This window comes from Agathobaculum massiliense (assembly GCF_900291975.1).
Taxonomy (GTDB): domain Bacteria; phylum Bacillota; class Clostridia; order Oscillospirales; family Butyricicoccaceae; genus Agathobaculum; species Agathobaculum ammoniilyticum.
Genome location: NZ_OMPN01000001.1, coordinates 3,071,045 through 3,097,500, shown reverse-complemented (window position 1 = coordinate 3,097,500; position 26,456 = coordinate 3,071,045). Strand labels below are relative to the sequence as shown.

At 54.2% G+C, this 26,456-nt stretch carries 26 protein-coding genes and 2 pseudogenes (1 of these 28 cut by a window edge); 2 read left to right on the top strand and 26 right to left on the bottom strand.

From position 1 onward, the window contains the following. From DBQ51_RS15710 to DBQ51_RS15625, 17 genes and pseudogenes are all read right to left on the bottom strand, one after another. Positions 1-431 carry the 5' portion of a redox-sensing transcriptional repressor Rex gene (locus DBQ51_RS15710; protein WP_107632038.1) on the bottom strand. 208 nt of this gene lie to the left of the window's left edge, so 431 of the gene's 639 nt are visible here — the first part of the coding sequence; the start codon lies at positions 429-431; its stop codon lies beyond the left edge, outside the window. Positions 432-462: 31 nt separating this feature from the next. Then, positions 463-1,620, bottom strand: a complete 1,158-nt coding sequence (locus DBQ51_RS15705; RefSeq protein ID WP_107632037.1) for an isocitrate/isopropylmalate family dehydrogenase — start codon at positions 1,618-1,620, stop codon at positions 463-465. Between the two features lie 97 nt (positions 1,621-1,717). Then, complete coding sequence (locus DBQ51_RS15700) at positions 1,718-3,643, bottom strand: aconitate hydratase (RefSeq protein ID WP_107632036.1); 1,926 nt, start codon at positions 3,641-3,643, stop codon at positions 1,718-1,720. 210 nt (positions 3,644-3,853) lie between these two features. Next, on the bottom strand, positions 3,854-4,879 hold the full coding sequence (tsaD, locus tag DBQ51_RS15695) for a tRNA (adenosine(37)-N6)-threonylcarbamoyltransferase complex transferase subunit TsaD (RefSeq protein ID WP_107632035.1): 1,026 nt from the start codon (positions 4,877-4,879) through the stop codon (positions 3,854-3,856). Between the two features lie 4 nt (positions 4,880-4,883). Next, on the bottom strand, positions 4,884-5,135 hold the full coding sequence (locus DBQ51_RS15690) for a hypothetical protein (RefSeq protein WP_107632034.1): 252 nt from the start codon (positions 5,133-5,135) through the stop codon (positions 4,884-4,886). Between the two features lie 52 nt (positions 5,136-5,187). Beyond that, complete coding sequence (locus DBQ51_RS15685) at positions 5,188-5,394, bottom strand: hypothetical protein (RefSeq protein WP_054327361.1); 207 nt, start codon at positions 5,392-5,394, stop codon at positions 5,188-5,190. Positions 5,395-5,414: 20 nt separating this feature from the next. Then, complete coding sequence (locus DBQ51_RS15680) at positions 5,415-6,344, bottom strand: GNAT family N-acetyltransferase (protein WP_107632033.1); 930 nt, start codon at positions 6,342-6,344, stop codon at positions 5,415-5,417. Between the two features lie 6 nt (positions 6,345-6,350). After that, entirely contained in the window at positions 6,351-6,785 is a 435-nt protein-coding gene (gene rimI / locus DBQ51_RS15675) for a ribosomal protein S18-alanine N-acetyltransferase (RefSeq protein WP_054327360.1), read from the bottom strand. Beyond that, positions 6,782-7,213: a low molecular weight protein arginine phosphatase gene (locus tag DBQ51_RS15670; protein WP_054327359.1), complete on the bottom strand. Its 432-nt coding sequence runs from the start codon at positions 7,211-7,213 to the stop codon at positions 6,782-6,784. The genes rimI and DBQ51_RS15670 overlap by 4 nt, the downstream gene beginning before the upstream one ends. Before the next feature lie 80 nt (positions 7,214-7,293). Then, on the bottom strand, positions 7,294-9,927 hold the full coding sequence (gene polA / locus DBQ51_RS15665) for a DNA polymerase I (RefSeq protein WP_107632197.1): 2,634 nt from the start codon (positions 9,925-9,927) through the stop codon (positions 7,294-7,296). 117 nt (positions 9,928-10,044) lie between these two features. Then, positions 10,045-10,806, bottom strand: coding sequence for a sporulation transcription factor Spo0A (gene spo0A, locus DBQ51_RS15660; RefSeq protein WP_054327358.1), 762 nt, complete (start codon positions 10,804-10,806; stop codon positions 10,045-10,047). A 267-nt stretch (positions 10,807-11,073) separates the two neighbouring features. Then, positions 11,074-12,606: a recombinase family protein gene (locus DBQ51_RS15655; RefSeq protein WP_107632032.1), complete on the bottom strand. Its 1,533-nt coding sequence runs from the start codon at positions 12,604-12,606 to the stop codon at positions 11,074-11,076. 821 nt (positions 12,607-13,427) lie between these two features. Beyond that, the gene (locus DBQ51_RS15650) at positions 13,428-13,781 is read right to left on the bottom strand and encodes a sigma-70 RNA polymerase sigma factor region 4 domain-containing protein (RefSeq protein WP_107632031.1); all 354 of its coding nucleotides are present in this window, start codon (positions 13,779-13,781) and stop codon (positions 13,428-13,430) included. Between the two features lie 334 nt (positions 13,782-14,115). Continuing rightward, positions 14,116-14,871 (bottom strand): annotated as a pseudogene (locus DBQ51_RS15640) (4-hydroxyphenylacetate 3-hydroxylase C-terminal domain-containing protein); the annotation flags it as partial. Further along, entirely contained in the window at positions 14,795-15,175 is a 381-nt protein-coding gene (locus DBQ51_RS15635; RefSeq protein ID WP_242977955.1) for a Uma2 family endonuclease, read from the bottom strand. The gene DBQ51_RS15635 and the pseudogene DBQ51_RS15640, both read right to left, overlap by 77 nt. Before the next feature lie 52 nt (positions 15,176-15,227). Further along, positions 15,228-15,552: pseudogene (locus tag DBQ51_RS15630) on the bottom strand (transposase); the annotation flags it as partial. A 754-nt stretch (positions 15,553-16,306) separates the two neighbouring features. Then, positions 16,307-17,041: a helix-turn-helix domain-containing protein gene (locus DBQ51_RS15625; RefSeq protein WP_107632028.1), complete on the bottom strand. Its 735-nt coding sequence runs from the start codon at positions 17,039-17,041 to the stop codon at positions 16,307-16,309. A gap of 279 nt (positions 17,042-17,320) precedes the next feature. Here DBQ51_RS15625 and DBQ51_RS17645 point away from each other — a divergent pair, with 279 nt between their 5' ends. Then, the gene (locus DBQ51_RS17645; RefSeq protein WP_107632027.1) at positions 17,321-17,704 is read left to right on the top strand and encodes a sporulation initiation factor Spo0A C-terminal domain-containing protein; all 384 of its coding nucleotides are present in this window, start codon (positions 17,321-17,323) and stop codon (positions 17,702-17,704) included. Positions 17,705-19,021: 1,317 nt separating this feature from the next. Here the strand turns inward: DBQ51_RS17645 and DBQ51_RS15615 are convergent. From DBQ51_RS15615 to DBQ51_RS16700, 4 genes are all read right to left on the bottom strand, one after another. Further along, positions 19,022-19,306 (bottom strand): CAP domain-containing protein, encoded by a 285-nt coding sequence (locus tag DBQ51_RS15615; RefSeq protein WP_107632026.1) that lies wholly within the window; start codon positions 19,304-19,306, stop codon positions 19,022-19,024. Between the two features lie 117 nt (positions 19,307-19,423). Continuing rightward, positions 19,424-19,954: a hypothetical protein gene (locus DBQ51_RS15610; protein WP_107632025.1), complete on the bottom strand. Its 531-nt coding sequence runs from the start codon at positions 19,952-19,954 to the stop codon at positions 19,424-19,426. A gap of 39 nt (positions 19,955-19,993) precedes the next feature. Continuing rightward, entirely contained in the window at positions 19,994-20,242 is a 249-nt protein-coding gene (locus tag DBQ51_RS15605) for a hypothetical protein (protein ID WP_107632024.1), read from the bottom strand. A 229-nt stretch (positions 20,243-20,471) separates the two neighbouring features. Beyond that, positions 20,472-20,771 (bottom strand): hypothetical protein, encoded by a 300-nt coding sequence (locus DBQ51_RS16700; protein WP_159068211.1) that lies wholly within the window; start codon positions 20,769-20,771, stop codon positions 20,472-20,474. Positions 20,772-21,358: 587 nt separating this feature from the next. Here DBQ51_RS16700 and spoIVB point away from each other — a divergent pair. Further along, positions 21,359-22,306, top strand: coding sequence for a SpoIVB peptidase (gene spoIVB, locus DBQ51_RS15595; RefSeq protein ID WP_159068210.1), 948 nt, complete (start codon positions 21,359-21,361; stop codon positions 22,304-22,306). A 181-nt stretch (positions 22,307-22,487) separates the two neighbouring features. On the opposite strand, the gene DBQ51_RS15590 is transcribed toward spoIVB, so the two are convergent. The 5 genes from DBQ51_RS15590 to DBQ51_RS15570 form a co-directional block, all read right to left on the bottom strand. Further along, positions 22,488-23,159: an ECF transporter S component gene (locus DBQ51_RS15590; protein ID WP_107632022.1), complete on the bottom strand. Its 672-nt coding sequence runs from the start codon at positions 23,157-23,159 to the stop codon at positions 22,488-22,490. 69 nt (positions 23,160-23,228) lie between these two features. Further along, positions 23,229-23,999 carry a type III pantothenate kinase gene (locus DBQ51_RS15585; RefSeq protein WP_054327355.1) on the bottom strand — a complete coding sequence of 257 codons (771 nt, stop codon included), beginning with the start codon at positions 23,997-23,999 and terminating at the stop codon, positions 23,229-23,231. A gap of 67 nt (positions 24,000-24,066) precedes the next feature. Further along, entirely contained in the window at positions 24,067-24,420 is a 354-nt protein-coding gene (locus DBQ51_RS15580) for a putative ABC transporter permease (protein WP_054327354.1), read from the bottom strand. A 39-nt stretch (positions 24,421-24,459) separates the two neighbouring features. Further along, complete coding sequence (locus DBQ51_RS15575) at positions 24,460-24,912, bottom strand: nucleoside 2-deoxyribosyltransferase (protein WP_054327353.1); 453 nt, start codon at positions 24,910-24,912, stop codon at positions 24,460-24,462. A gap of 76 nt (positions 24,913-24,988) precedes the next feature. After that, the gene (locus DBQ51_RS15570; protein ID WP_054327352.1) at positions 24,989-26,320 is read right to left on the bottom strand and encodes a glucose-6-phosphate isomerase; all 1,332 of its coding nucleotides are present in this window, start codon (positions 26,318-26,320) and stop codon (positions 24,989-24,991) included. Positions 26,321-26,456 lie beyond the last annotated feature (136 nt).

Genomic DNA, 26,456 nt, shown 5'->3' with positions numbered 1-26,456 from the left:
CGGTCGACAAATTCAAACAGCGTGCTGCTGCTGCGCACCTCATGCCCGCCAAATTTTTTTCCCACTAACTCCTGATTCGCGTCAAACGCACACAGCAGCTTGAATCCGCTGGCCGAAAAATCGAAGTTGTTGAGCAAGGCCCGTCCCAGATTGCCCGCACCGATCAATACCGCCGTGCGGCCGGCGCGGAGCCCAAGAATAGCGCCCAACTCCTCCTGCAGCTTATCTACATTGTATCCATATCCCTGCTGGCCAAATCCACCAAAGCAGTTGAAATCCTGCCGGATCTGTGAAGCGGTCAGCCCCATACGCTCAGCCAGGGCGCGCGAGGAAATGCGCTGTACGCCCTCAGCTTTCAGCTCACAAATATTGCGGTAGTAGCGCGGCAGACGCTGCACCACCGCCTTGGAGACCTCTTGTTTGCGCTCCACAGGTTTTCATCCTCTCTTTCCCATCACAAAATTACAGCTTCGCAATCGTTTCCAGTACATAATCCGTGAATTCCTGCGCGGTCGCACCAGTATCACGCCCATTGACCACTACCTTTTTCTCTTCAAACATGCAGATATCGAGCGCACGGTCGAGCTTATTCGCCAGTTCGATCTCACCGATGTGCTCGAGCAGCATCACGGAGGCGCGCAGCACGGAGGACGGGTCCGCGTACTGAGCGCGCCCCTCCTGCACCATGCGCGGCGCGGAACCGTGGATGGCCTCGAACATCGCGTAGCGCTTGCCGATATTGGCCGAACCCGCGGTGCCTACGCCGCCCTGAATCTCGGCCGCCTCGTCGGTGATGATATCGCCATACAGGTTGGGCAGCACGACCACCTTGAAATCGCGGCGGCGTTTTTCGTCCAGAAGCTTCGCGGTCATGATATCGATGTACCAGTCGTCGAACTCGACCTCCGGATACTCCTTTGCGACCCGCTGGCAGGTGTCGAGGAATTTGCCGTCCGTGGTCTTGATGATATTGGCCTTGGTCACGCAGGAGACGCGGTTCTTGCCGGTCTTGCGCGCGTAATCAAACGCCAGGCGCGCGATGCGCTCGCAGCCCTGCGAGGTCGCCACTGTAAAGTCGATGAACAGATCGTCCGCAATCTGCACGCCCTGCGAGCCGACCGCATAGCCGCCCTCGGTGTTTTCGCGATAGAACGTCCAGTCGATCCCCAGCTCAGGCACCTTGACTGGACGCACGTTGGCGAACAGGTCGAGCGCTTTGCGCATCGCCACATTCGCGGATTCCACATTCGGCCACGGATCGCCCTTGCGCGGGGTCGTGGTCGGCCCCTTGAGAATTACATGGCACTGTTTGAGCTCCTCCATCACATCGGGCGGGATGGCGCAGCCCAGCTCAGCGCGACGCTCGATGGTCAGCCCGTCTATCACACGGAACTCCACTTTCCCCGCCTTGACCTTGTCGGCCAGCAGGGCCTCGAGCGCGTGCTGCGCCATGCCGGTGATCATCGGGCCGATACCGTCGCCGCCGCACACGCCGATGATGAGCTTGTCAAGCTTTGTATAGTCAATAAAGTCATCCTGTGCTTTCATATCCGCGATGCGCGCAAGCTGGCTTTCTACCACTGCTTCAAATTTATCCAGAATGGACTGGTCGATCGACATAACGGTGTCCTCCTCATACCATTGATATTATTTTAACAAATTTTCTGCATCCTGTCAAGAAAGAGGAGGCTGGGAAAGCGCCCCTCTCCTCTTTTCCTTATTGCGCCGCCTGTTCCTTGGCATAGTTGAGCGTGCCGCCCGCGAGCAGCGCGCCGCGCTGACGGTCGGAAACGTCGCAGTCCGCCTTGAAGGTCCTGCCGCCGCATACCACGGTAACCTGACTGCCGTTTTTGATTTCCTCCAGCACATGCGGCAGCGCGATCTCATCCAGCAGGTTGATCGCGTCGTAGTCCGCCGGATCGGCGAAAGTCAGCGGCAGGATGCCCGAGTTGACCAGATTGGCCTTGTGGATACGGGCGAACGACTTGCACAGCACGGCTTTGACGCCCAGATACAGCGGGACGAGCGCCGCGTGCTCGCGCGACGAGCCCTGGCCGTAGTTGGCGCCGCCGACGATGACGCCGCCGCCCTGCTCCTTGCAGCGCGCCGGAAATTCCGGATCGACATTGATAAAACAGTAATTCGAGTAGTATGGCACGTTCGAACGGTAGGGCAGCAGCTTCGCGCCCGCCGGCAGGATATGGTCGGTGGTGATGTTGTCCTCGGTCTTGAGTACGACGCGGCCCGTATAGGACGCTTCCAGCGCCTTGCCCAGCGGGAACGGCTTGATGTTCGGGCCGCGTACAACCTCGACCTCGGCCGGATTTTCTGCGGGCCTTACGATCATGTTGTCGTTGATGACGAAATGCTCCGGCATTTCAATCGCCGGCATTTCTCCCAGCGTGCGCGGGTCGGTCAGCACGCCCGCGAGCGCACTCGCCGCCGCGACCTCGGGCGATACCAGATAAATCTGCGCGTCCTGCGTCCCCGAGCGGCCCTCAAAGTTACGGTTGAAGGTACGCAGGGATACACCCGCGGACTCCGGCGACTGTCCCATGCCGATGCAGGGACCGCAGGCGCACTCGAGGATGCGCGCGCCCGCCGCGATAATATCCGCCAGCGCACCGTTCTGTGCGAGCATGTTAAACACCTGTTTGGAACCCGGGCTGATGGTGAGCGAAACGTCCGGATGCACGGTTTTACCCTTGAGGATGGACGCGACTTTCATCATATCGTAATAGGAGGAATTGGTGCAGGAGCCGATGCAGCACTGATTGACCTTAATCGCGCCGATCTCAGCGACCGGCCTGACATTGTCCGGCATGTGCGGCATCGCGGCCAGCGGCTCAAGCGCGGACAGGTCGACCGTGTATTCCTCGTCGTACACCGCGTCCGGATCGGAGGACAACTCGACCCACACATCACCGCGGTCCTGCGCCTCGAGGAAGCGTCTGGTTTCCCCGTCGGACGGGAACACCGAGGTCGTCGCGCCCAGTTCCGCGCCCATGTTGGTGATGGTCGCGCGCTCAGGCACGGACAGCGTCGCAACGCCCTCGCCCGCGTACTCGACGATCTTGCCCACGCCGCCCTTGACGGTCATCTGGCGCAGCACGTCCAGGATAACGTCCTTGGCGGAAACCCACGGGGACAGCTTGCCCGTCAGGTTGACGCGCACCATCTTGGGCATGGGGATGTAGTACGCGCCGCCGCCCATCGCAACCGCCACGTCCAGGCCGCCCGCGCCGAACGCCAACATGCCGATGCCGCCGCCGGTCGGGGTGTGGCTGTCCGAGCCGATCAGGGTCTTACCCGGCGCGCCGAAGCGCTCCAGATGCACCTGATGGCAGATGCCGTTGCCCGCCTTGGAATAGTAGATGCCGTGCTTTTTGGCCACCGAGCCGATATACTTGTGGTCGTCCGCGTTTTCGAAGCCGGACTGCAGGGTATTGTGGTCGATATACGCGACCGACCGCTCGGTCCTGACCTGGTCGACACCCATTGCCTCAAACTGGAGATAAGCCATGGTGCCGGTAGCATCCTGCGTAAGCGTTTGGTCGATCCGGAGACCGATCTCCTGTCCTTGGACCATTTCTCCGTCCACCAGATGCTCCTTCAGAATTTTCTGTGCGATTGTCATACCCATTTGTGTTTCTTACACTCCTTTATGTCCCTACGCGGCGATATTTGCGCCCGCCGCGCCCCGCCGCTGCAAAGCGGGTCCGTTGCGGCTTCCACAGCCTTCTCCACGGCATGCGCGGCATACCGTGCCCAAAAACAAAACAGAAGCGGCCTTTGCAACGCAAAAACCACTTCTATTTTACAACATTCCTTATCTTTTGAAAAGACCTTTTCGCTATCGCTTTTCACAAATATTCGCACTGATCTCCGCAGTTGCGAAAGCATTCTGCAGGGTCAGACCCACACTACCTGCAAGGTATTCATAATATGCCTGGCTCCCGATCATGGCCGCGTTATCCCCGCACAGGGAAAGCGGCGGCAGGTAGAGCCTGGTGTGGGTGCGCTTCGCCATCTTCTGCAGCGCCGCGCGCAGGAACGAGTTGGCCGCCACACCGCCCGCGCAGACCACGCGCCGCGCATGCGTCCGCTGCGCCGCCATCTCCAGCCGCGGCACCAGCGTATGCACGACCGCCGCACAAAAAGAGGCCGCAAGGCCGTTTTTGTCCAGCGTTTCGCCTTTCTGCTCCGCATTGTGCGCCAGATTGATGACCGCGGTCTTGAGGCCGGAAAAAGAGAAGTCAAGCGGCGCGTCCTTGATGTGCGAATCCGGCAGCTTGTAGCACATCGGGTCGCCCTCCTGCGCGAGCCTGTCGATCTTCGGGCCGCCCGGGTAGCCCACGCCGAGCACGCGCGCGACCTTATCGAACGCCTCGCCCGCCGCGTCGTCCCGCGTGCCGCCGAGGATCTCAAAATCCGTATAATCGCGCACCATCACGATCTCGCTGTGTCCGCCGGACGCAATCAGCGTCAAAAACGGAGGCTTGAGATCGGGATACGCCAGATAGGTCGCCGCGATATGCCCGCGGATGTGATGCACCGGAATAAAGGGCTTTTGCAGCGCAAACGCCAGCGATTTCCCGAAATTCGCGCCGACCAGCAGCGCGCCGATCAGTCCCGGCGCACAGGTCGCCGCCACCGCGTCCACCGCGCGCTTGTCCATGCCCGCGTCGGCCAGCGCCTTTTCCGTCACGCGCACAACCGCCTCCATGTGCCGACGCGACGCGATCTCCGGCACCACGCCCCCATACAGCGCGTGCGTTTCGATCTGTGTGTCCACCACGCTGGAAAGTATGTTCCGTCCATCCTCAACCACGGCGGCCGCCGTTTCGTCGCAGGAGGACTCAATTGCCAAAATCCTCATTGTCTCACCCGTTGTTCCCGTATTGCAAAATATGACGCGCCAGTTCCGCGTCCTGCCTGTGTACATAGATCCGATACTCCCGCGGGTACTGCGCGCGAATCCCCAGCACATCCTGCCGCTGCAGCATGCGCTGCGCATTGTCCCGCACCTCTGTTCGGAACGCGATCTGATCACGGCTGAGCGCCTGCTGCGCTTGGAAAAAGTCTTCCTGCGTATTGGTGCATAAAATCTGCTCGCGGTTCATCGGCGTAATCATTTTCCCGCCTCCTTTATCCAAAAGCAAATATTTCCTGTCCCTCGCCACTCTGCTACAAGCCGGCCGGCATGCGGTATACCGCCCAGATCACCGCTGCCGTTGGCAGCAGCAATGCACCGCACAGGCTCACCTGCAGGCGCACCGCATGCCCTTTGGGATCTCCGCCGCACTGCACCGCGCGCAGCGCGTCGCACAGCGCATGGCAGAAAGAACAGGCACACAGCACGGCGCCGGCCAAAAGGGCCGCCAAAAGCATCATCTCTTTCTCCCCCTTTCCGGTTACCGCATCGTGCCATCCGATATCTCTTTTTCCATGCATACGCAGATCTCGTCCCCCGCGAAATCGCCGAAATTCGGCACCAGCCGGTACCCCTGCTTCTGATAAAACGCGATCGCGTCCGGCATATCCGCGCCGGTTTCCAGCACCGCGCGGTGGCACCCGCTCGCTGCGGCGTGCCGTTCGAGCGCGGCCACGATTTTGCCCGCCGTCCCGCTTCTTCGGTATTCCGGCCGGACATACATCCGCTTGATCTCCGCTGTTACCGGATCATACGCGCGCCAGCAGCCGCAGCCTGCCGGCCGTTCCCCTATGTAAGCCACCACCGCGCAAGCCATTCCGTCCAGCGCGTGATACGCCTTGTACTTTTCTGCCACCGAGCCCCAGCCTGCATGGAAATATACATCCAGCTCCGCAACCAGCACTGCCAGATCCGGATTGCTCACATCGACAAAGCGAAGCGCCGCCCGTTTTTTATCCACCGTCCCCAGCGCCTTTTCAAAGCAAAGGCAGTTTTCCGCGCCGGCCGGACTCCCATAATAGGGCATTGTACGGTATCCCAGTTTCCGGTAAAGCGCCGCCGAATCCCCTGTGGTCCGCGCGGTTTCCAAAACAGCGCGCGTATAGCCCTGCTCCGCCGCGTTACCCTCCAGCGCGCGGATGACCGCGCCCGCAATCCCCCGCCGACGGTATTCCGGCCGCACATAAATGCGTTTCAGTTCCACGGTATGCGCGTCCGTCCGCTTCCAGCAGCCGCAGCCTGCCGCGCATCCATCCTCATAAACGACCAGCCGGCATCCGAACAGATGCGGGTCGTTATATTTCGCATAGCGGCGATGCACCTCGCCCACGATCGAAAAATAATATTCATCCAGCCTGCCCGCCAGTTCCAGCAGATCCGTGTTTTCCGCATCGACAAACCGAAGCTCCATCCAGCCTCACCCTTTCAGAAAAAATGTCATCAGCAGCGCGTCCTCAACGGGCGCGGTGTAAAAATTCTTTCGCACGCCCACCTTTTGGAAGCCCGCATTCTCGTACAGGGCAATCGCGGGCATATTGGACGTGCGCGCCTCCAACGTAACAAAGGCCAGCCCCTGCGCTCCCGCGTGCGAGACAAGCGTCCCGATCAGCGCGCGGCCGACTCCCTGCCGGCGGCAGTCGGGTGATACCGCAACATTGGTGATATACCCCTCGTCCAGCACGGTCTGGCAACCCACATAGCCGACCGCCACGCCGTCCCGCTCCGCAACCAGGAACAGACCTTTCCCCAGTTCTTCGCGGAGCATATCCGCGCTCCACGGCGCGTGGAAGCACACTTTTTCGATCTCCGCGAGCGCGGCCAGATGACGCTCCTGCATGGGTACGACCGTCATTCTGTAAGCCTCCCGATGATGCCGCTTATCCCCCGGTCGATCTCGGCCGCCGCGCGGCGGTAGGTATCCAGATCGCCGCCAAACGGATCGGAAACGTCCTCCGGCAGCAGGGTGAATATCTTGTCCGCACAGTTCGGATACAGCTCGCACAGGCGGTCGTAATGGGCGCCTGTCATGCAGACCAGAAAGCGCGCCTCCCGCACCAGTTCGGGCGTGAGCATGCGCGAGCGATGCCCTGCAATGTCCGCGCCCAGTTCGCGCGCCGCCGTGACCGCGTTTGGCGACGCGGGCAGGCCGTTCTGGGTGAACAGTCCAGCGGACGCCGCCGTCAGACCGGTCTTCTTCTCCCCGCCGCGCGCACGGAACAGCCCCTCAGCCATCGGCGAACGGCAGGTGTTGCCCGAGCAGATGAAAATGATGTCGTCCATTTTGGAATTCCCCCTGTCAAAAACCGCCCGCGCCGCGCGCGGTGCGCCCTCTCCTCTCAAACCGATCGGTTCGGGTAGAATCACTTTGTGTCGTACCAGCTATGCCCCGCCTTGGCCTCTGCCACCAGGGGCGCATCCATAACGAACGCGGCTTCCATTTCTTCCTTGAGCAGGCGCATCGCGGTCTCCTGTTCGGTTTTCGGCGCCTCCAAGATTAATTCGTCGTGGACCTGCAGGATGAGCCGGCTCTCCAGGCCCTCGCGCAGCAGGCGGTCGTGTACCCGCACCATGGCGATCTTGATGATGTCCGCCGCGGTCCCCTGGATGGGCGTATTCATCGCCACACGCTCCCCAAAGGAACGGATATTGAAATTTTTGCTTTTCAGTTCGGGCAGCGCGCGGCGGCGGCCGAACAGCGTGGACACATAGCCCTTTTCCCTCGCGTTTTCCTTGATATCCTCCATATATTTTGCAACGCCCGGATAGGTCGCCAGATAGGCGCGGATAAACTCGCCCGCTTCCTTACGGGTCACGCCAATATCCTGCGCAAGCGAAAAATCCGATATCCCGTACACAATACCGAAATTGACCGCCTTGCAGGAGGAACGCATCTGCGGTGTGACCTCGTCCAGCGGCACATGGTATACCTTGGCCGCGGTCGCGGCGTGGATATCCTGCCCGGATCGAAACGCCTCAATCATGTGCGCGTCCTGCGAGATATGCGCAAGCACACGCAGTTCGATCTGCGAGTAATCCGCGTCGATCAGCACATGCTCCGTGTCGGGCGCGACGAACATACGCCGCAACTCACGCCCCAGTTCAGTGCGCACCGGAATGTTCTGTAGGTTCGGGTCGGTCGAGGACAGCCGCCCTGTCGCGGTCACAGTCTGCTGAAAATGCGTATGGATACGCCCGTCCTTTTGGCTGACCACCTTGAGCAGCCCATCCACATAGGTGCTCTTCAGCTTGGTAAGCTGCCGGTATTCCAGTATCCTGGGAACGACCGGATGGTCTTCCGCGATGCGCTCCAGCACGTCCACGTTGGTCGAATAGCCGGTCTTGGTTTTTTTCGGCGCGGGCAGGTGCAGCTTTTCAAACAGCACCTCGCCGAGCTGCTTGGGGCTGTTGATATTGAATTCTCCATCTGCGTCGCGGTAGATCTGCGCGATCAGCTCATGGATACGGACGTCCAGCCGCTCCCCAAACGCGCGCAGCTCGTCCGGCGCGACCGCACAGCCCACGGTTTCCATTTCGGCCAGAATGCGCATCAGCGGCAGTTCTATCTCATAGTACAGCTTGCGCATGCCCAGCTCTTCCACCCTGGATGCTGCTTCCTGATAGATCGCACGCACCGCCCCTGCATGGCGCGCGCACGCCTGTTCCGTCTGTTCCTGCCCGCCGAGCGGCGATACGGCAGCCGGATCGTCCAAGTCAAGTTCTGGCAGTTCAGTGCTGCAATATGCCAGCGCCACGCGCGGCAGGTCATATCCAGACTGCGTCGGATCCAGCAGATACGCGGCGAGGCAGGTGTCGAACACAATCCCCTCCGGCTGGATGCCACGTGCAAGCAGCGCCGCCGCCACAGGTTTCGCATCATGCAGCACCAGCTCGATCGCGCCGCCGAACAGACGGCGCAGCAGCGCATCCCAATCCGCATCCGCAAAGTCATCCGCAAACAGCATCGCCGCCGTATCCGCTTCCAGCAGGCACATCGCACCCAGCGTTTCCGGAATCACCGCAAACACGCGGCCCGCTTCGGTCAGCGCGTCGAGCAGCCCAAACGCTTCGGCGGCATTTTGGATGCGCTGCGTCCGGAGCTCCGGCAGCCTGGGCGCGGTATACGCGCCGCTCAGCCCAAGCTTTTTGATAAAGTTTTTAAACTCCAGGCGGGTCAGCAGTTCATAAAGCGCTGCCTCGTCCCGATGTTCCTCCGGCAGGTTTGCAACATCCAGCGCAAGCGGCGCGTTGCGGTCAATGGTCGCGAGCCAATAGCTGTCTTTCGCGGACTGCGCGCCCGCTTCCAGCTTTGCTCGCGCGCCTTTTTTGATTTTTTCATCCTCCAGGTTCGCATACACGCCTTCCAGCGAGCCGAAATCATGCAGCAGCTGCATTGCCGTCTTTTCCCCGATGCCCGGCACGCCCGGAATATTATCCGACGCATCCCCCATCAGCGCCTTCAGGTCGATCAGGCGAATCGGATCGAAGCCGTATCTTTCACGGAACTTTTCCATATCATAGGTTTCATAGGTCGTCTGCCCCATTTTGGTGGAAACCAGAAGCACAGTCGTCCCGCCGCCGATGAGCTGCAGGCTGTCACGGTCGCCCGTCACGACCACGCAGGTGTCGCCGTTTTCATCCGCTTTCCGGCTGATCGTGCCGATCAGGTCGTCCGCCTCATACCCTGCCAGCTCGCAGCGTACCACACCCATCGCATCGAGTGTTTCTTTCATCACCGGCAACTGCGCCGCCAGCTCGTCCGGCATCCCCTTGCGGGTTGCCTTGTAGGAATCAAATTTCAAATGGCGGAAGGTTTTTTCCCGCACGTCAAAGCACACAACCGTACGGTCAGGCTTTTCATCCTCCCTGAGCTTGAACAACGTGGCCAAGAACCCGTATACCGCGTTGGTCGGCAGCCCTTCATGGTTGGAGAGCTGGCGGATACCATAAAAAGCGCGGTTGAGTATACTGTTTCCATCGATCACCATGATTTTCATGCGCGTATTCCCCATCATTCAACAAATTTTTCTTATCATATATTATATCCTATTACCAGCCGTATTTCCAGACAAAATAAGGGACGGGGCTTCCGCCCCGTCCCGCGCCCATATTCCTTATGCGCCGAACCGCATCTGCAGCCGCAGACGATCGGCTATCATCGAGATGAATTCCGAGTTTGTCGGCTTGCCCTTGACGCCCGACACCGTATAGCCGAAATAGCTCTGCAGCGTCTCGATATCGCCGCGGTCCCACGCGACTTCGATCGCATGACGGATCGCGCGCTCAACTCGCGAAGAAGTGGTCTTGAACTTTTTTGCAATCGACGGATACAGCACCTTGGTAATCGCGCTGACCGCCTCCATGTCCTCGACCGCCATCATGATCGCCTCGCGCAGATATTGGTAGCCCTTGATATGCGCCGGCACGCCGACCTGATGGATAACCTCAGTTACGCGTACTTCCAGCGCCATTGCTTCCCCCGTTTTTTCGGCCTCCTGCTTTCCGGATTTCCACATGCGGATCCTTTCGCAAACCATTTCCGCTTCCATAGGCTTGCGCAGAAACATATCCACGCCCAGCGCAGTACACTCCGCGCCCGCCTGTGGGCTGGCGAAAGCTGAAAGGACAACGGTCGCGGGCTGCTCCTGCCTGCGTTCGTGCAGCTTGGTCAGCACCATGATCCCATCCATCACCGGCAGCACCAGGTCGATGATGAGCAGATCAGGCTTAAGCTCTCCTACTGCCGCAACCGCTTTCGCGCCGTCCTCCGCGATACCGGCAAGCTCCATATCATTTGATTTTTCGATTGCCGCCGCCATCCGTGCGCAGAATTCGCTGTCGTCGTCTGCGAGCAATACTCGAATTTTTTGTTCCATGTTGTCAATACCAGCCTTCCAGCAATTTATTTGTTCTCTGTCTTAGCTGTCATTAATTTACCATATAATTCCATAATTTTCAAGGCTATTGTCGGAAAAGCTGGATTTTTTTCTCGTCATTTTTCGACAAAATGCGACGAATCGAGCGAAACATGAACAAAAACTTCGTTAATTCGTCATTTCCTCAAGCATCCGTTCAATGCCAATCGCATAGCCGCAGGTAGGGTCGTTTACCATTACGTCAGTACGACCATGATACCAACGCTGTTAAATCTTTGGAAGCTTGGGGAACAAATCAATCACAATTTTACCATCCGGCCCTTTGTCATACTCTATTTTATAAAGGATTTCTTTAAGCAAAGCATTCCGCTCTTTTGGGGACATGGTATCGTAGCTTTCCAACAGATTCTCTGTTGTCGGAATTAAATTCGAAGATACCGCATCGGTCTGTTCGTATTTGGCCAGTGATGTCAGCAAGATATTCTTTTGCTGTTGTAGGCGGGCAACCGAGTCGCCTATTTTTTCTTGGCGTGTTTTGAACAGTTCGAGGGAGTAAACGCCTTGTTCAACCATGTCATACGCTCTTTCCATTTGCGCGTTCCGCTTTTCAAGCTCATCATCCAATCCGGCAATCTTTTTCTTGCAGGCCGCAATATCTTCTCCAAATCCAATCGTCGAGACTTTCACCCTATACCCTTTCAGCCACACCCGAAGCGCCGCTATAATTTGCCTTTCAACAAGATCATAATTACTGCTTCCGTTATGGCAGTTTCTTTGGTTGACACACCGGAAACGCGGTACACGGTAGCGGGTAGTAGTTGTTCTCCCTATTCGTTTCCCGCATTTCGCGCAGTAAATCAGTCCTGCAAAGGAATTTTCCAATGTAAACTCTTTGCGAACTTTTACTGACGGCTGCCGGTTGATCCGAATTTCCTGCGCATCCCAAAAAATTTTTTCACTGATCAAGGCAGGGTGGCGCCCCTCATAGAGCTGATAATCCGCAATGTTTTTCTTGCGTTTGATATGCTTTTCGACGATTCCATTCTGGAATGTTTTAACGTGCTGGCTCCAGCCACGCCGTATTTTCCCCATATATACGGGATTCGTCACTATGTTGGTTATGGTTGAATACGTCCATAGATCCCCATGACGGGTTGGTATTTTTTCGTCATTCAGGTAATTTGCTATGTTTTTTGTTCCCACATAATGAACATACATATCAAAAACCTTTTTTACCACGGGCGCTTCCTTCTCGTCAGGCTCTAAGGTAAAGCCTTTTTCTCCCTCAAGCTTTACCCTGCGGTAACCGTATGGGGCAATACTGGAAATATACTTTCCCTCTGAAGCGGAGCTTTGTCGTCCACGAATCAGCCTCCGATTTATCGTTTTATACTCCCTACGGGACATAAACAAGCCAAACTCAAAATACTCTTGATCGAATTCATCGTTTGGATCATAGGTCTTGCTGGGCGTGATAATTTTCGTGCCGGAAAACTGGAATATTTGACTGATATATGCTTGATCCGCACCATTTCCTCGTGCAAGCCTTTCCAGGTCTACGACAAGGACACCTGTATACAAGCCTGCATTAACCTCCTCAAGCATTGCTTGTACTTGAGGCCTTGCGGCAATGGATTCCCCTGATACCACTTCGTAATATGTTTTTGCAATATGATACCCTCGATCTTTAGCCAGCTTATTCAAAATTTCTTCATGACGTTTCAGTGTTTCCTCTACATTTAACTCTGCATAATCACGATCAAAGCGAGACTTTCTCAGGTATTGAACATATCGCTCCATGTTTACCTCCTCTATGATTCAGTATACATTCTTCACAGTATGTTGTCAAACCATTTAGTTTGCAAAAGCACATCCATTTTATATTTTTCCCACATTTACAGCATCTTTTTATACCAAAAACAACTTTTCCTTGTCCAGTCTCTTGTAATGTGCGGAAACTATTTGAGATACATGTTCCATACAGGTTTCAACAGAGTCTATACACCGGTCATCATGAATTCTTACGATACTCTCACAGTTTTCTTCAATGTGGCTTATCATTAATCTCCACCTCACGATAGCGTTTCCACTATTATCCCCCATAGGATATAAGTTATTCTCTAAAAGGAACCATCGGTATTCAGCCGCCGATGGTCGCTGTTGATCTGCTCATTTAACCCAGCGGATTGCAACTTTCCGGCGCTTACTTCATAGGAACGCATCCATGCTCTTTACTTGTCAAGGCTCATACTGCAGCCGCCTTTCATCGGCTTCCTCATAATCATTTTATAAATCCCCATGGGGAAGCCGATGAAAAAAGCGGTTATTTATTCCTGTACTTTTGGTAATCCAAAATCGCCCTTAAAAGCCCGTTTTCAATATGCCCCTTGACAAACGGGTCAACTATAGTTACCCTGTTCATCAATATACGGGCGTAAGGCTTTTGAATGGCTTATCGGTTAAAGGAAATGTACAACCTGTAGCATTGCCTGTTCGTCTCCATGTACAGCTTTTTTGACCGTATCATAGCTTAGAATCCGTTTCTCTTTTGCTTTACTCTTCACACGTTTCCCCCACAAACCGTTCTCGGAGTTGTTTCATCGCTTTCCGTTTCCGATAGCTTACTTTTTTCTGGTCAGCTTCATACTTGAAGCTATCTCCTGATCGGCCTGCTGTATAAAATAAGAACGCAAGATAATCTCTCGCTGTGTTACCGAAAGCTGTTTTAGTGCGTCAGCAAGATCACTGTCATAAACAGGCACGCAAATATCCCCAATTATAAATTCTGTGTCTGTCAGATGTATCACATTTACCGGTTGTGGAATGGCCTCAAAGAACAGCGCACCCGGAATATGGCATAGTGCATCTTTTCGTAAAAATCTGTACACTTCACTTGTCTGATTTTCGATTGCTTTCCAGCAATAGCTGATAAAGCGTTTCACCATGACATCCTGTGGCGTAAGCGACGTAAGCATTACACTCACCACCTTACTGCCACTGACTGTGGAATTTACATTGTTATAGGCTGTTGAACCATCAGTTTTTGGTTAATTTTTTTGCACAAATTTTCATCATTTTTGTAAGAATTTTACAATCTTGTATAATATCAGTAATAATAACCCCTGATTCATAAAATGATTTCGGCGATCTCTTATTAAAAGCAGAAATTTTTTGGTGTATTCTATCGCAATCCACCCTATTGCTAATGTTCAAAAATTTGAATAAAAACAGCGCCCGCAGAACCATCCTTCGTTCTGCGGGCGCTGCCTTTATGAAATGTCTATCAATCATCACTTTTCCATCATAACTTTACTTGATACGGGCAATCTTCTTGGCGAGTTCTTTTTTCATTTCGAGGTTGGACTGTCGTGCGATCATGATGCGCTGGGCCTGCGGGGAGCCTGCGCCGTGCATGGACTCGGGCAGGTAGCCAACCGCGGCCGTACCCATCGTCATGTTCTCGATCAGCCGGAGCACGCGCATGCGGTCCTCGGTCGGCACGCTTGCCACCCCCTTGAGGTACTTCTCGATGTAGTCGTGCGTCGCCGGATTCCGGTAGTCCGCCTCGCTCGGCTGCGTCACCATCAGACCTCCCGCAAGGTCCTGCGCCAGCCGCGCAATCTCATACGGGAACCGCGTCACATTCTGCTTGCATACGTTCGCCAGCAGCAGGTCGATCAGGTAGTTGCCGCTCTTTGTCTTCGTTCCCTGGCTGGAGCATGCGATGCCACAGCAGTACAGCGTCTCGTTCAGGTGCGTCATCTCGATCAGCTTATCCTTTACATGGCTGGCCTTCGCCGAGCCTGCCATATCGCCCGCAAGCGCCGTCGCGCCGATCAGCACGTCGCCCACGCCTACCTTGCACCCGCCGTAGCTCTGGCGGTGGTAGCCCGCGAACCGCTCTACCATCATGCCCGCGAACTGCACCTCCCCGTTCAGGAAGATCATTTCGTTCGGGATGAACACATGGTCGAAGATCACCAGCACCTCATGCCCGCCGTAGACCTTGTTGCCCACGTCGATGTCGTTGTATTCCTCGGTCTTGCGCGTGTCGCGCGACTGCCTGCTGGTACAGGTTGAATTTTGTCAAGTGGTCATGCCGCTGCGAGCTAGGAGAAACCACTTCATCAATCAGATCCGGCGCTCCTTTACAGCCTTTATCGTCCAGCTTGTCAGAATCGCATATGACGGTAATACCAGGTTCTACCACAGTGTCAATGCCTGCTGTGTTATCGTCCTGCTTTTCGAACAGCCGGACGGTAAACGGCGCAGGGTACGCCTCACATTTCTTCCCGTCCAGATAATTTGCAATCTGGCGGAACAGTTCCCCGCATGCCTTTTGGTGCGCCCGCGATGGAGGCGCCAGCACGTTCGTCTGCCCCTGTATCAGCTCGATGCGTTCCTGTTCATCCCAAGACAGATAATCTGCATATGTGTGGATACATTAAGGTTAGAGTCTCCTCAATGCCATCCTCTACCTTCTTAGCAGCCTCCTTCAGTTTCATGGAACGGAGTTTCTCCACCACAGTCCTCGCCTTTTCTCTGGCAACTTTCTTTCTCTCTGGGTCATAGATCGCTTTGAGCATTTTGGCTACCAGCTTCACCTTGGAGCGCAGCGTGGCAAAGAACACATTACGGTAAAAGTGGACGGTACACCGTTGGTACTTGGCTTCGGGGGAACACTTCTCCCACAGCCTCCAGTATACCAAGACACTTGTCGCCACCAATAAACTTCGCCCTATCCAGTGAGATCTACAGGTGAGGAGCCTACTGTAGCCCCTCTGGGGCTGTGCTGACAGCCCTTTGCCTTGGGGCGTCCAGATCCCCCTCCCCATCCAAAAGCCTCCGGCTTGACCGGAGGCTTTTTTGTCCAATCGAGAGAATATCTTGAACTGAGGCGTAATATTCTGTCTCGTTACAGATATATAGGTGAATACAAAAACAATGTTATGATGCGTTGGCCGCCTGAACTCTTTGGCATTTGAAAGGAGTTCCGTTATGAAACGCTTTCTCACCAAAAGAATACTTCGATGAATTCTTACTGTTGTGATTGGAATAGGCCTCGTCCTAGTTTGTATCGGCACTCTATACGCAACGGAAAAGTATAATAACGAGGTGATCCTGGGTTATTCCGATTTGATCTTGGAGGAAAGCGAGGAATGAATCCCCTGCGCTGTTGATCAGGATTTTTCGGACAACATAAAACTGGATGATCTTGTTCCACCTCTTGGGTTAGTGATCAAAGAGGGCGAGTCATGGATTCCCGGTGCCATCGCCTCCCCCTTGAGAAATAGTCCGGCCTTTTAAAATTCTTTGACTTAGTATCAACCTTTTATAATCAATTAAAAAATCAGAAATGCAGCGAAGTATTCTGATCTAGTACAGACATAAAAGTTTTGCATTTGTGTTTTACAAGTTTGCATAATAAAGTAAAAGTTCTAAGGCTTTTCACAACGAAGCTCCCCGCTTTTCGAAAAAACATTCGGAAAGCAGGGTTCATTTAAGTTTCCAAAACAGCATTTACTTGGCCAAGGATCGTGCCAATACAATGGAATTCATCCGTTTTTTTAACTAAAATATCCTCCTCAATTACATTTAGAGACCGAAGACGACACTCTCCCTTCTCCTGGAAAAGGGTGCGGATGTAGTAAATACCATTGAGACAGAACAGTCCCATTTCATTGTGATGTGCCTGTTTTCTCTGAAGCGCCAGAATATCAAATTTTCGAAAGACAGGCAGATATTGATCTACTTGAATTTGAAAACAAAAGTCGGTCCCGTCAGGCAGATCTTTTTGCATGATATGTGCGCTACCCAGTTTCGTTTGCATGAGAAAACCGGTGTGGAGCTTACGTACACCAGGCAGATAGCATGGGAGGGTAAGCTGACTCTTGGTAATAGTTCGGGCATATTCCTCATTGATAATCAGCCGAACAAGCCGTTTTCCCTCTTCCGAAAGCTTTTTATATTTTTGGATAGAATCCATTTCTTCCGCGTTCAAGTCCTGGTTATAAATATTGTTTGCTTGGCTATGGCCAAGATAATCGGAGTAAATATAATTGGCATCGACCTCCAATACATTGATTAGGGAAATCAGGATATCAGGTTTCGGGGTGCTGATACCATTTTCGTAATTGGCAATCGCTGAGGGAGTCACGCATATTTTAGCCGCCAGCTGGGGTCTGGTGAAACCCATTTCCTGTCTCCGCTGCCGCAATCTATCTCCCAAGCTCATACGGGGTCCTCCTTATTAGACGCTACAATCCCCATTTCTGCCTCACAAATCTCTTGCTCACAAAAAGAGGATAACAAGAAATTTGTAAAAAATGGTTGACTTTCAAAGATATTTGTTGTAAGCTATGGGTGCTGAACGTGTTACAGGGACACATGTACCACGAACAGCATATTAAGTATATCGATAATACTAAAACAAAAGACAGCGCTTGTCAACCAGGAAATGTGCGTGACCCCATAGGCGCGGCCATGCAATTTATCATTGAAAGGATATATTATTATGATATACGATGAAATCGCGGATACTCTGCTGCGTGCAGGGATTCCGGTCAACACAAAAGGATTTATATATATTCACGATGCTTTAGAGCTCATGGATAAAGATCCCTACTATTTTTCTGGAAAGATCTGTGCGTTATACGCAAAGATAGCCAAGCAGAACGGAGCCAGTTTTGCACAGGTAGAGCGCGGGATACGCTACGCTTTTGAGGGCGCCCTTACGCATGGGCATTCGAAATTGGCGGGGCATTATCTGGCCCCTGTCAACACCCAAAGTGGTTGTCTGCTCCTGTGTTTTAGGGGTGTCGTCTTGCTGATAACTGATCTGGAATGTGCAGCCCGCCGACGGCGCACCACTTTTATCGGTTTTAAGAACTTTCAGTAATGCGTAATCTATAAATGTTTCCGTGTTGAATCCAACAGATGCGCTCAATTTTTGCACAGCAGGCTCCACCATGATGACTGGCTGCACGCCTGAGCTGGTGGTGCTGGCCGAATACACGTTATACCGGTCTGCGTTCATACTCACTGTAAAGGATGTCTGCAATGATTCGCTGCCAGCGTCCATTTCCTCAGCGGTGGATTTTGGAATGCAGAACAGGAATGTTTCGCCGTATGCCTGATCGTTGCCGTTCTTGTACAATTCCTTATTGTTGGTAACGTTCGCCAGAGTAAGGCGCTGCGAGCCATTGTCGTTCGTGCTCTTATTGCCCTGTGAATCCATGAGAAACGCGCCGGACGGCACATTGTCCGCACGGACAAAAATCTGGTTGCTGCGCACGAACGTAGCGGAAGCCGCCGCCATGGGCAGCACCATGTAGTCCTGTCCGTCTATTTCCTTTTCTGCAAATACACCAGAGTTTACAATACCCTGCGGCAAATCTACTGAGCCGGTCTTTTGTGCGGCGGGCGCGTACTCCGTGTTGCCGGGCGTGTAGTTGATGGTTGCGCCCACCCACGGCGCATGCCCTTTTCCATTTGGCCCCCATACGCCATAGAACTCGTTGCCGTATTTCAGCATTTCGATAGCGGCATAAAGGGTAAGCGCCTCCGAGGTGCTGCTGGCGCTGAGCGTTTCGCCGCTGGCACGGTAGCCCAGCGACGTGGAGCTGACGTAATTCACGCCGTAGCTGCTGTTAGCCGCGATCTGCGCATCTCCCAGCGCCGCCCACATGGCCGCCTGCGACGCACTGAAATACATATCCGCTGTAAAGTTTTCATTCGTAAGGGGGCTGCCCACCGTGGAAATGAACTCATTAAGCGACATGCGCGAATCACTCCGCACGGCCACTCCGTACACATGCATATCCGATATGCGGCTGGTGACGGTATACGGCATACCGCCCGTGCCGGGGTTGCCCTTGCTGTGGTCTGCGCAGTATGCGCGGATCTCCGTACCGTCTGACGCTTCCGTGAACATAGGCCAGACGTTGCGCGGCGCGCCGTTCTGCTGGAACCACGCCTTTTGCACGCGCCTCTGTCCGCGATAGTGTACACCTCGCCTACGTTGATCTCAATGCTGGACGCTTCGTTATCCTCCTCTGCCAGCGGCATGATCCCGCCGCCTGCCGCGCCGGAAAACGGCACCTTCAAAGCAGAAGGCGGCGCTCGTTGATCATAATTTACTTTTTTCATCCTCTGGATAAAAGAAAAGAGCGATTAGGAAAACTAACCGCTCTCTAAATTCTGATCCTCTACATAGTTAGGCAAATATTTGGCAACAGAAAATGCTTCCGTTAGAATTCACTGCATATCCGATACCTATTTTGGTGAAATCCTTAGTCAGCAATGTATTTCTATGGCCTTCGGAAGTCATGAAATTATTCATATGTCGCCCTACGACGTTATTCAAATCACTGCTTCCTCCTGTAATGTTTTCACCACCTGCAAAAGGTTCGATTTCCTCGTCCATTTCTTCGCTCATAAAGAAACTACCGTCCGGCTCCAAAACATCTTTAACGTCTACGCCTTTGACCCATGCATACATATTGCTATCGTACTGTGCTCAAACTTAACGGTAGCTAAGTGCTTCGCCCAAAACCGTGCAAACTCCGTGCACATTTCGGCTTAAACCAGTGGCAAAGTGCCTGCTTTAGTGCGTTCTTCAATTGATGCGGCCTATCATCTGCAATTCCCAAGTGCGCAGCATTTCGTCCGTTACAGTAGTGGAACTGCTGCTATTACCGGCATTGCCGTTCGTGCTATCGCCGCCGCTTGTGACTTCCTGACCCAGCGCCTTGCGCAGCTCATCTGCCCAAAAGTCGTTTACCGTACGGTCATCTTCGAACGAAACTGCGTCCACCGGCGTGCCGATCATCGCGTCCAGCGCAGCAATAACGTCCTCTACCGTGCTGTTCGCTTTACCCGTGATGACCGGCGCATATTTTTTTGCCGTCTCAAGATATTTTTCAGGCCGCCAGTTGCAGTCTATCATGGCCTGATTGAATTCTGACATGGTTTTGTTCCACTTCGTAATGGCGCTGCCGCTGACAGGCGTTGTGCTTTCCGTGTACAGCGCATCCGTGTCGATACGGACACTCTCCGTAGCCGCGTCATAGGATACGTCAAAATCGATCTGCTTTCCGATATCCCGCAGCTTCACATAATTGTTTCCGCTGATCTGGTAGGCCGTCATGCTGACCTGCTTGCCATCTATGGTGATTTTTCTGATCCGTCACCTTGGCAGAGACGCATCGCTTACCGCCTCGTCCTTGATGCCCGCCGTGCTGGGGGCAGTGCGCTCCGTGCTGATCTCTGCGGTCTGCGTCTCGTTGTTCCGCTCCACGCCAAAACCCACAAGCGTACCAATATCGCGCAGTTTGAAATAATTGTTGTCCGCTATATTGTACCCCGTGGGATAAACTCGGGTGCCATCAACGTAGACCGTCTGGCTCATGTCACGGGTAGGGATGGCCGGTACCATACCGGCTACACCGGCAGAAGGCACAGCACCAGCAAAAAGAATCGTTGTGCAAAGTAAAGCGGCAAGACTGGTCTTCACAAAAGCTCACCACCTAAACTATCTGTTCTTGTACCTTTACTTTATAGCGGGTGTACGGTGCTGTCAATCAAAATCGATTGAACAGGAACGTCATGTCCACCAGCAGAGACACGAGATGCGACTCTAGCAACATTAATCTGCGGATCAGCTGTTAAAACATAGTAGCACCGAAAAAACCTGCTTCACTCGCACGCTTTATCAGCTTTAAATTTCTGTCAGCGGAAAGCACCGTTTCAAAACAAAAATCCCGCCTATCGGACACATGATCTTCGCGTTGTCTCTCGGCGAGCTTTGCTGCGCTTAGGGTATCACAATGCAAAATTCGTTGAACATCGTCAGCATTGATATAATCCATTTCGACAGGTCGTAATATAGTAGTGATTGTACTTTTCCCTGATCTGTTGGGACCTGCAAAAACAACAATCTCAGGTTTTTTCTTTTTTCCGTTCACTATATCGCCCTTTCCGCAATCGGTTTCCTACGAAAGTTCGTGTTCCATCTGCATGGATCATAAATATCTTGCCTGTTTTTTGATCAAATTGGGCAATAGGTTGTGAAAGGGCTTGCTTTTTCTTCAATTCCAGCTCTACGGCAAAGCGAGCCCCTTTCACAACCACAGAATCATCAGGAAGAAAATTATTTTTCCCGGGTTTGATTTTATGCACCTCTATATTAGAAAGTTACGCCTATTATTTCCCATTCTTTCTTTAGTAAACTGTGGTTATATATTTATACTATAGATTTACAGCTTATGAAACATCCAATATATAAAACGTTTACACATAGCATCTTGAATACTATCCGTAAGTTTTTTAATGAAGGGGAAATACCTTGACAGATCAGGCCGCAATTAAATAAATGCTGCCAAAAGAGACGGATTTCTCCAAACTGCTTGGAGAAACCGCCTCTTTTTCGTTTTAGAAAACCTTTCCACGGCCAAAGACTTATCGCCTATCCAGAAATCACAAGGGAATAGCAAAGGTTCACAGGCTTTTTTTTGCGGCGCGGGTGGCATAGTAAATGGCGGAGGTGAAAAAAGTGCAGCAAAGCAAAGCGAAAAAAATCGCAATATCCTTGCTTTTGACCCTGATGATGCTGGTTACTGCACAGGCGGCGGAAATCACATCGGTAATCCCCATCGGCCACACCGTAGGCATCCAGATGAGCGCGGACGGCGTTCTGGTGGTGCGGCTGAACGATGTGCAGACAGCGGATGGAGCGGTCTGTCCCGCCCGTGACGCGGGCGTGTCGGAGGGCGACATGATCGTCAAAGTAAACGGCGCCGAGGTGGCGTCCAATGACGAAATGCAGAAGCAGATTGCCTTGTCGGCGGGGCAGCCGGTTGAACTGGAAATTTTGCGCAATGGCGAAACGCAAACGGTAACAGCGACTCCGCGCGCGGATACGGATGGTGTATACCGGATTGGCGTACTGGCGCGTGACAGCATGGCCGGTATCGGTACGCTGACCTACGTCGATCCGGAAACCGGCGCTTATGGCTCGCTCGGACACGGTATCTGCGACGGAGAAACAGGCGTGCTGATGCCCTTGAAAGAGGGTAGCGTCCTGTATTCTGTGGTAGGCTCGGTGCAGCGCGGCGAGGTTGGAGAACCGGGTGCGCTGCAGGGTGAATTCCAATCGGATGTGCCGCTCGGCACGGTAAATGAGAATACGGAAAGCGGCATTTTCGGTACGCTGACCGATAGTTCGCTGTATTCCTCTCTGGAATCCGTACCGGTGGCCGCGGCGGACGAAATAAAGGTGGGTGAGGCGGAAATCCTGGCCAATGTCGAGGGAGACAAGGTACAATCGTATTCTGTTCAGGTTGTCAAAATTTATCCGCAGGACGATGAATATGGGCGCGGGATGATGCTGCGCGTGACCGATCAGGCGCTGCTGGAAAAGACCGGCGGTATCGTACAGGGGATGAGCGGATCACCTGTTCTGCAGAATGGGAAGATCATCGGCGCGGTGACTCATGTGTAAGTAAGTATCATGATACCGATTAAAATTTTTATAAAAATACATAAAAGTGTTTCCTCAAAATTGCATATTTTAGATTAAAGAGACAAAATTCAGGCGAAAAGAAACAAAAAGGCATTTGGATATTACTCCAAATGCCTTTTTGCTAATATATATTTCCTGCCCGCGCAGGGTGCTGAACCGGTTATGTTTTTTCGGAGGGAAGCTCCTCAAACGGCGTTGTTTTCCTTGCCGGCGCCGGCGCGCGCTGGCCGAGGAACGAAGCGACCGCGCGGGTAATCACGCCGCCCGCGGCACAGCAGACGACCGCTTCGACCAAGCCCTGCATGCCGACCAGCAGCACCACGAACATCAGCGGATTTGCCGCGCCATTCGTCGCCACAATATTTTGGATATATTCGCAGTTATAGAACACCAGCACGATATACCCCATAAAGAACAGCGTATTGAGCAGCGGCGCGGACAGCGCGCCCGCGAAATAACTCCAGCCACCCTTTTTGTCCACACGCCGCAGCAGGCTAAACAGCAGACCGACGCACCAGCCCATCAGGATGCGCATGACGACGCACAGGATAATCGTATTGACCGGACTGACCTGGAAAAGCGCGCTCGTCATCGCGGAGCCTCCGGTCAGCGCGTCCTTAAAGCTCACCAGTCCGAACACACCGCCGAGGATCGCACCCGCCACAGGCCCCATCGTCATCGCTCCGACCGCGATCGGCACGGTCAGGAACGACATGTACAGCGGCCCGACGGGAACGCTGCCCAACCCGATCAGCTTCATGACGATCTCGATTGCCGCCAGCAGGCCAAGCTGTGCCAGAACGCGCACATTGGTTGTTTTGTTCTTTTTCATATGTAATTTTCCTCCTGCTCCCGTCCCGCCCTTATCGTCGGGTACAGGGCTTATTTCGGCTTCTGCGGGTCAGGACCGGTTCCGCTTCCAGATCAGATGCAGGCCATCCAGCACAAGGCTTTGGTCGTATTCGAACGGCACGCGCATATACCGCGTGACCAGTGGCGCAATATCACCCGTCACGACCACATGGGGCGTTTGTCCCAGCGTTTCGGCAAAGCGTCCGACCATGCCATCCACCATGGCTGCCGCGCCGTATACCGCGCCCACGCGCATAGCATCGGCCGTGTTGCGCGCAAGGATTCCCTCGTCCCTCGCCTCGATCGCGACCGCGGGCAACTGCGCCGCCTGCTCCCGCAGAGCGGACAGGCTCAGGCGTACTCCCGCTGTAATAGCCGAACCGACCAGAGCGCCGGATTGATCCAGCACGGTAAACGTTGTCGCCGTGCCGAGGCAGACCACCACGCACGGCAGCTTCCCCTTTGCGCGCGCCGCAACCGCGCTCGCCACGCGGTCCGATCCAACCTGGCGCGGCTGCTCCGACCGGATATTAAGCCCTGTTTTGACGCCGCTCGATACCTCGATCACATCGGTCACGCCAAGCAGGCGCAGCGCGTCCTCGAGCACCGTGACCATGCTCGGCACGACCGAGCTGACCACGGCGCCGCGGATGCGGCCGACAGGTACGCTGTACAGCCCGAAAACCTGCTGCAGCTTGCAGGCGTAATCATCCCGTGTCCACTTGGGCTCGGTCGCGATGGAAGCGGCAAAGAGCTGCTCGTCTTCCTCATAACCGCCAAGCAAAACATGGCTGTTCCCTGCATTAACTGCAATCAGCATATCGGCCCCTCTTTCCCTGCATATTGCCAACGCCATTATACGGCATCCGGACATACTTTGCAAGCACTTATTGGGGCAGCATGAACGGAGCCGCCAAAAGCATCCAGAGCGCCGCGTATTTGGGGCATACCTGCCCTTGGATATTGCCGCGTTCGCGCGAATAATCCCATACGCCCATCCGGTACTTCCGGTTGACCGTGCAACCGACGACGTATTCCGCCGCCGTGATGCACGCCGCGCCACACAGACACCTTGCCAGCGGCTTTTCCGCCCGCACCCGTGGACGCAGCCGGTTCAGCCCTACCAGTACCGCGCCGCCGGTGAGCGCCATCGTCCAGTGCGTGTAGCCGCGCCACAGAATTTCGAGCGCGGAATACCCACTTGCTCCTAAAAGGAACAGTCCGGCTGTTTGCTGCTTCATCTCTCATCACCGGACTTATTATGTCATATCCCGACGCCGTTATGCCTGCTCGGACGCACAAACCGCCAGCGCCGCGGCAAAATTTCCGGCAACGATCCTGGCCGCGCCGCACAGCATCAGATTGAGCGGCAGACCAAAATTTTCCACCGCAAAGCCCTCCGCATCTTTTTCCCCGATTTTCTCCCGCATCGCGCGCCCATCGGACACATACCCGTAAATCTGTTTTCCCTTTGCATGGGCGTAGCCGACCTCAAAGCAGGTGCCGCTGTCCGGCTCGGCACCACGGAACGGGTTCAGGTTCGCGATCACGATGTCGGCCTGATCGATCAGCCCGCAGTTGCCGGCAAAAATATCCTGCGCGTTATCCGCCTCGTTGTCAAACGGGTACAGCCCTGCGAAGCCCTTTTCCGCACACATCATTTTCATTTTTGCGCCGCGCTGTCTTGCATCCGGCGCAAAAACATCAAAACCGGCAAGATATATCTTTTTCATATTTGCATGCCCTCCCTGTTATGCGTTGCACACAAAAAAGGGATGCCATCTCCGCGGCATCCCTTCCTGTCGTTTGTTACAGTCTCGCTTCCAGCTCCTTGCGGCGCTCCTCAAAGCCCGGCTTACCAAGCAGGGCGAACATATTTTTCTTATACGCCTCAACGCCCGGCTGATTGAACGGGTTGACGCCAAGCAGGTAACCGGAAATACCGCACGCCTTTTCAAAGAAATAGACCAGATAACCGAAATGCCATGCGTCCGCCCGATCGATCTCAACGATGATATTCGGCGTGCCGCCATCCATATGCGCCATCAGCGTACCCTGATAGGCCTTGGAGTTGACGAACTGCACGCTCTTGCCCGCCAAGTAATTCAGCCCGTCGATATCCTCCGCCGTTTCCTCAATATAGCTTTCCGAGCGCGGCTCGCGCACCCAGACAACCGTTTCAAACATCATGCGCGCGCCGTCCTGAATGAACTGGCCGATCGAGTGCAGATCGGTCGAGAAGTTGGCCGACGTTGCGAACAGGCCCTTGTGGTCCTTGCCTTCGGACTCATCGAACAGCTGCTTGAACCATTCGCCGAGCATGACAAGCGCGGGCTCGTAGTTGACCAAAATCTCCATGCTTTTGCCTTTCTGATGCAGGATGCTGCGCAGCGCCGCGTATTGCGCGCAGGCATGCTCCGTGCCATCCGCAAAATTACGGCGCGCCTCGGCCGCGCCGGCCATCGCCGCGTCGATATCCACGCCCGCGGCGGCCATCGGCAACAGGCCAACCGCCGTCAGCACAGAGAAACGGCCGCCGACATCGTCCGGCACAACAAAGGTCTCATACCCTTCGTCGTCCGCCAGCTTTTTCAGCGCGCCGCGCGCCTTGTCCGTTGTGGCAAAGATGCGCTCCTTCGCGCCTTCCCTGCCGTACTTCTCCTCAATCAGCTTTTTGAAAATACGGAACGCGATCGCAGGCTCGGTCGTCGTGCCGGATTTGGAGATCACGTTGATCCCAAAATCGCGGTTTCCGATGATTTTGACAATATCGTTCAGGTAGGAGGAGGAAATGTTATTGCCGACAAAGTATACCTCCGGTATCCCCTCCGGACGCACACCGTTGTACATCTGCCCGTTCACAAATTCGATCGCCGCGCGCGCGCCCAGGTAAGAGCCGCCGATACCGATTACGACCAGCACCTCGCAGGTCTGCTGGATCTTTTTCGCAGCCTGCTTGATGCGCGCGAATTCCTCTTTATCATAGGCCTCGGGCAGATCAACCCAGCCCAGAAAATCATTTCCTGCGCCCGAGCCGGCATGCAGCACATCCTGCGCCGCCTGCACCAGCGGGGTCATCTGCGAAATCTCTTCCTCTCCCACGAAGCCTTTCAGCCCTGTCAGCTTGAGTTCCATTGCCATGATTCATTTCCCTTTCCGGTTCATTATAACCCTTTTCCAATAGTATACCAATAATCTCAGCGCCTGGCAAGGTTTTTGTTAATATTCTACAAATAATTTGTCCCTTCGAGCAATTTCATGCAACATTTTCCCCACC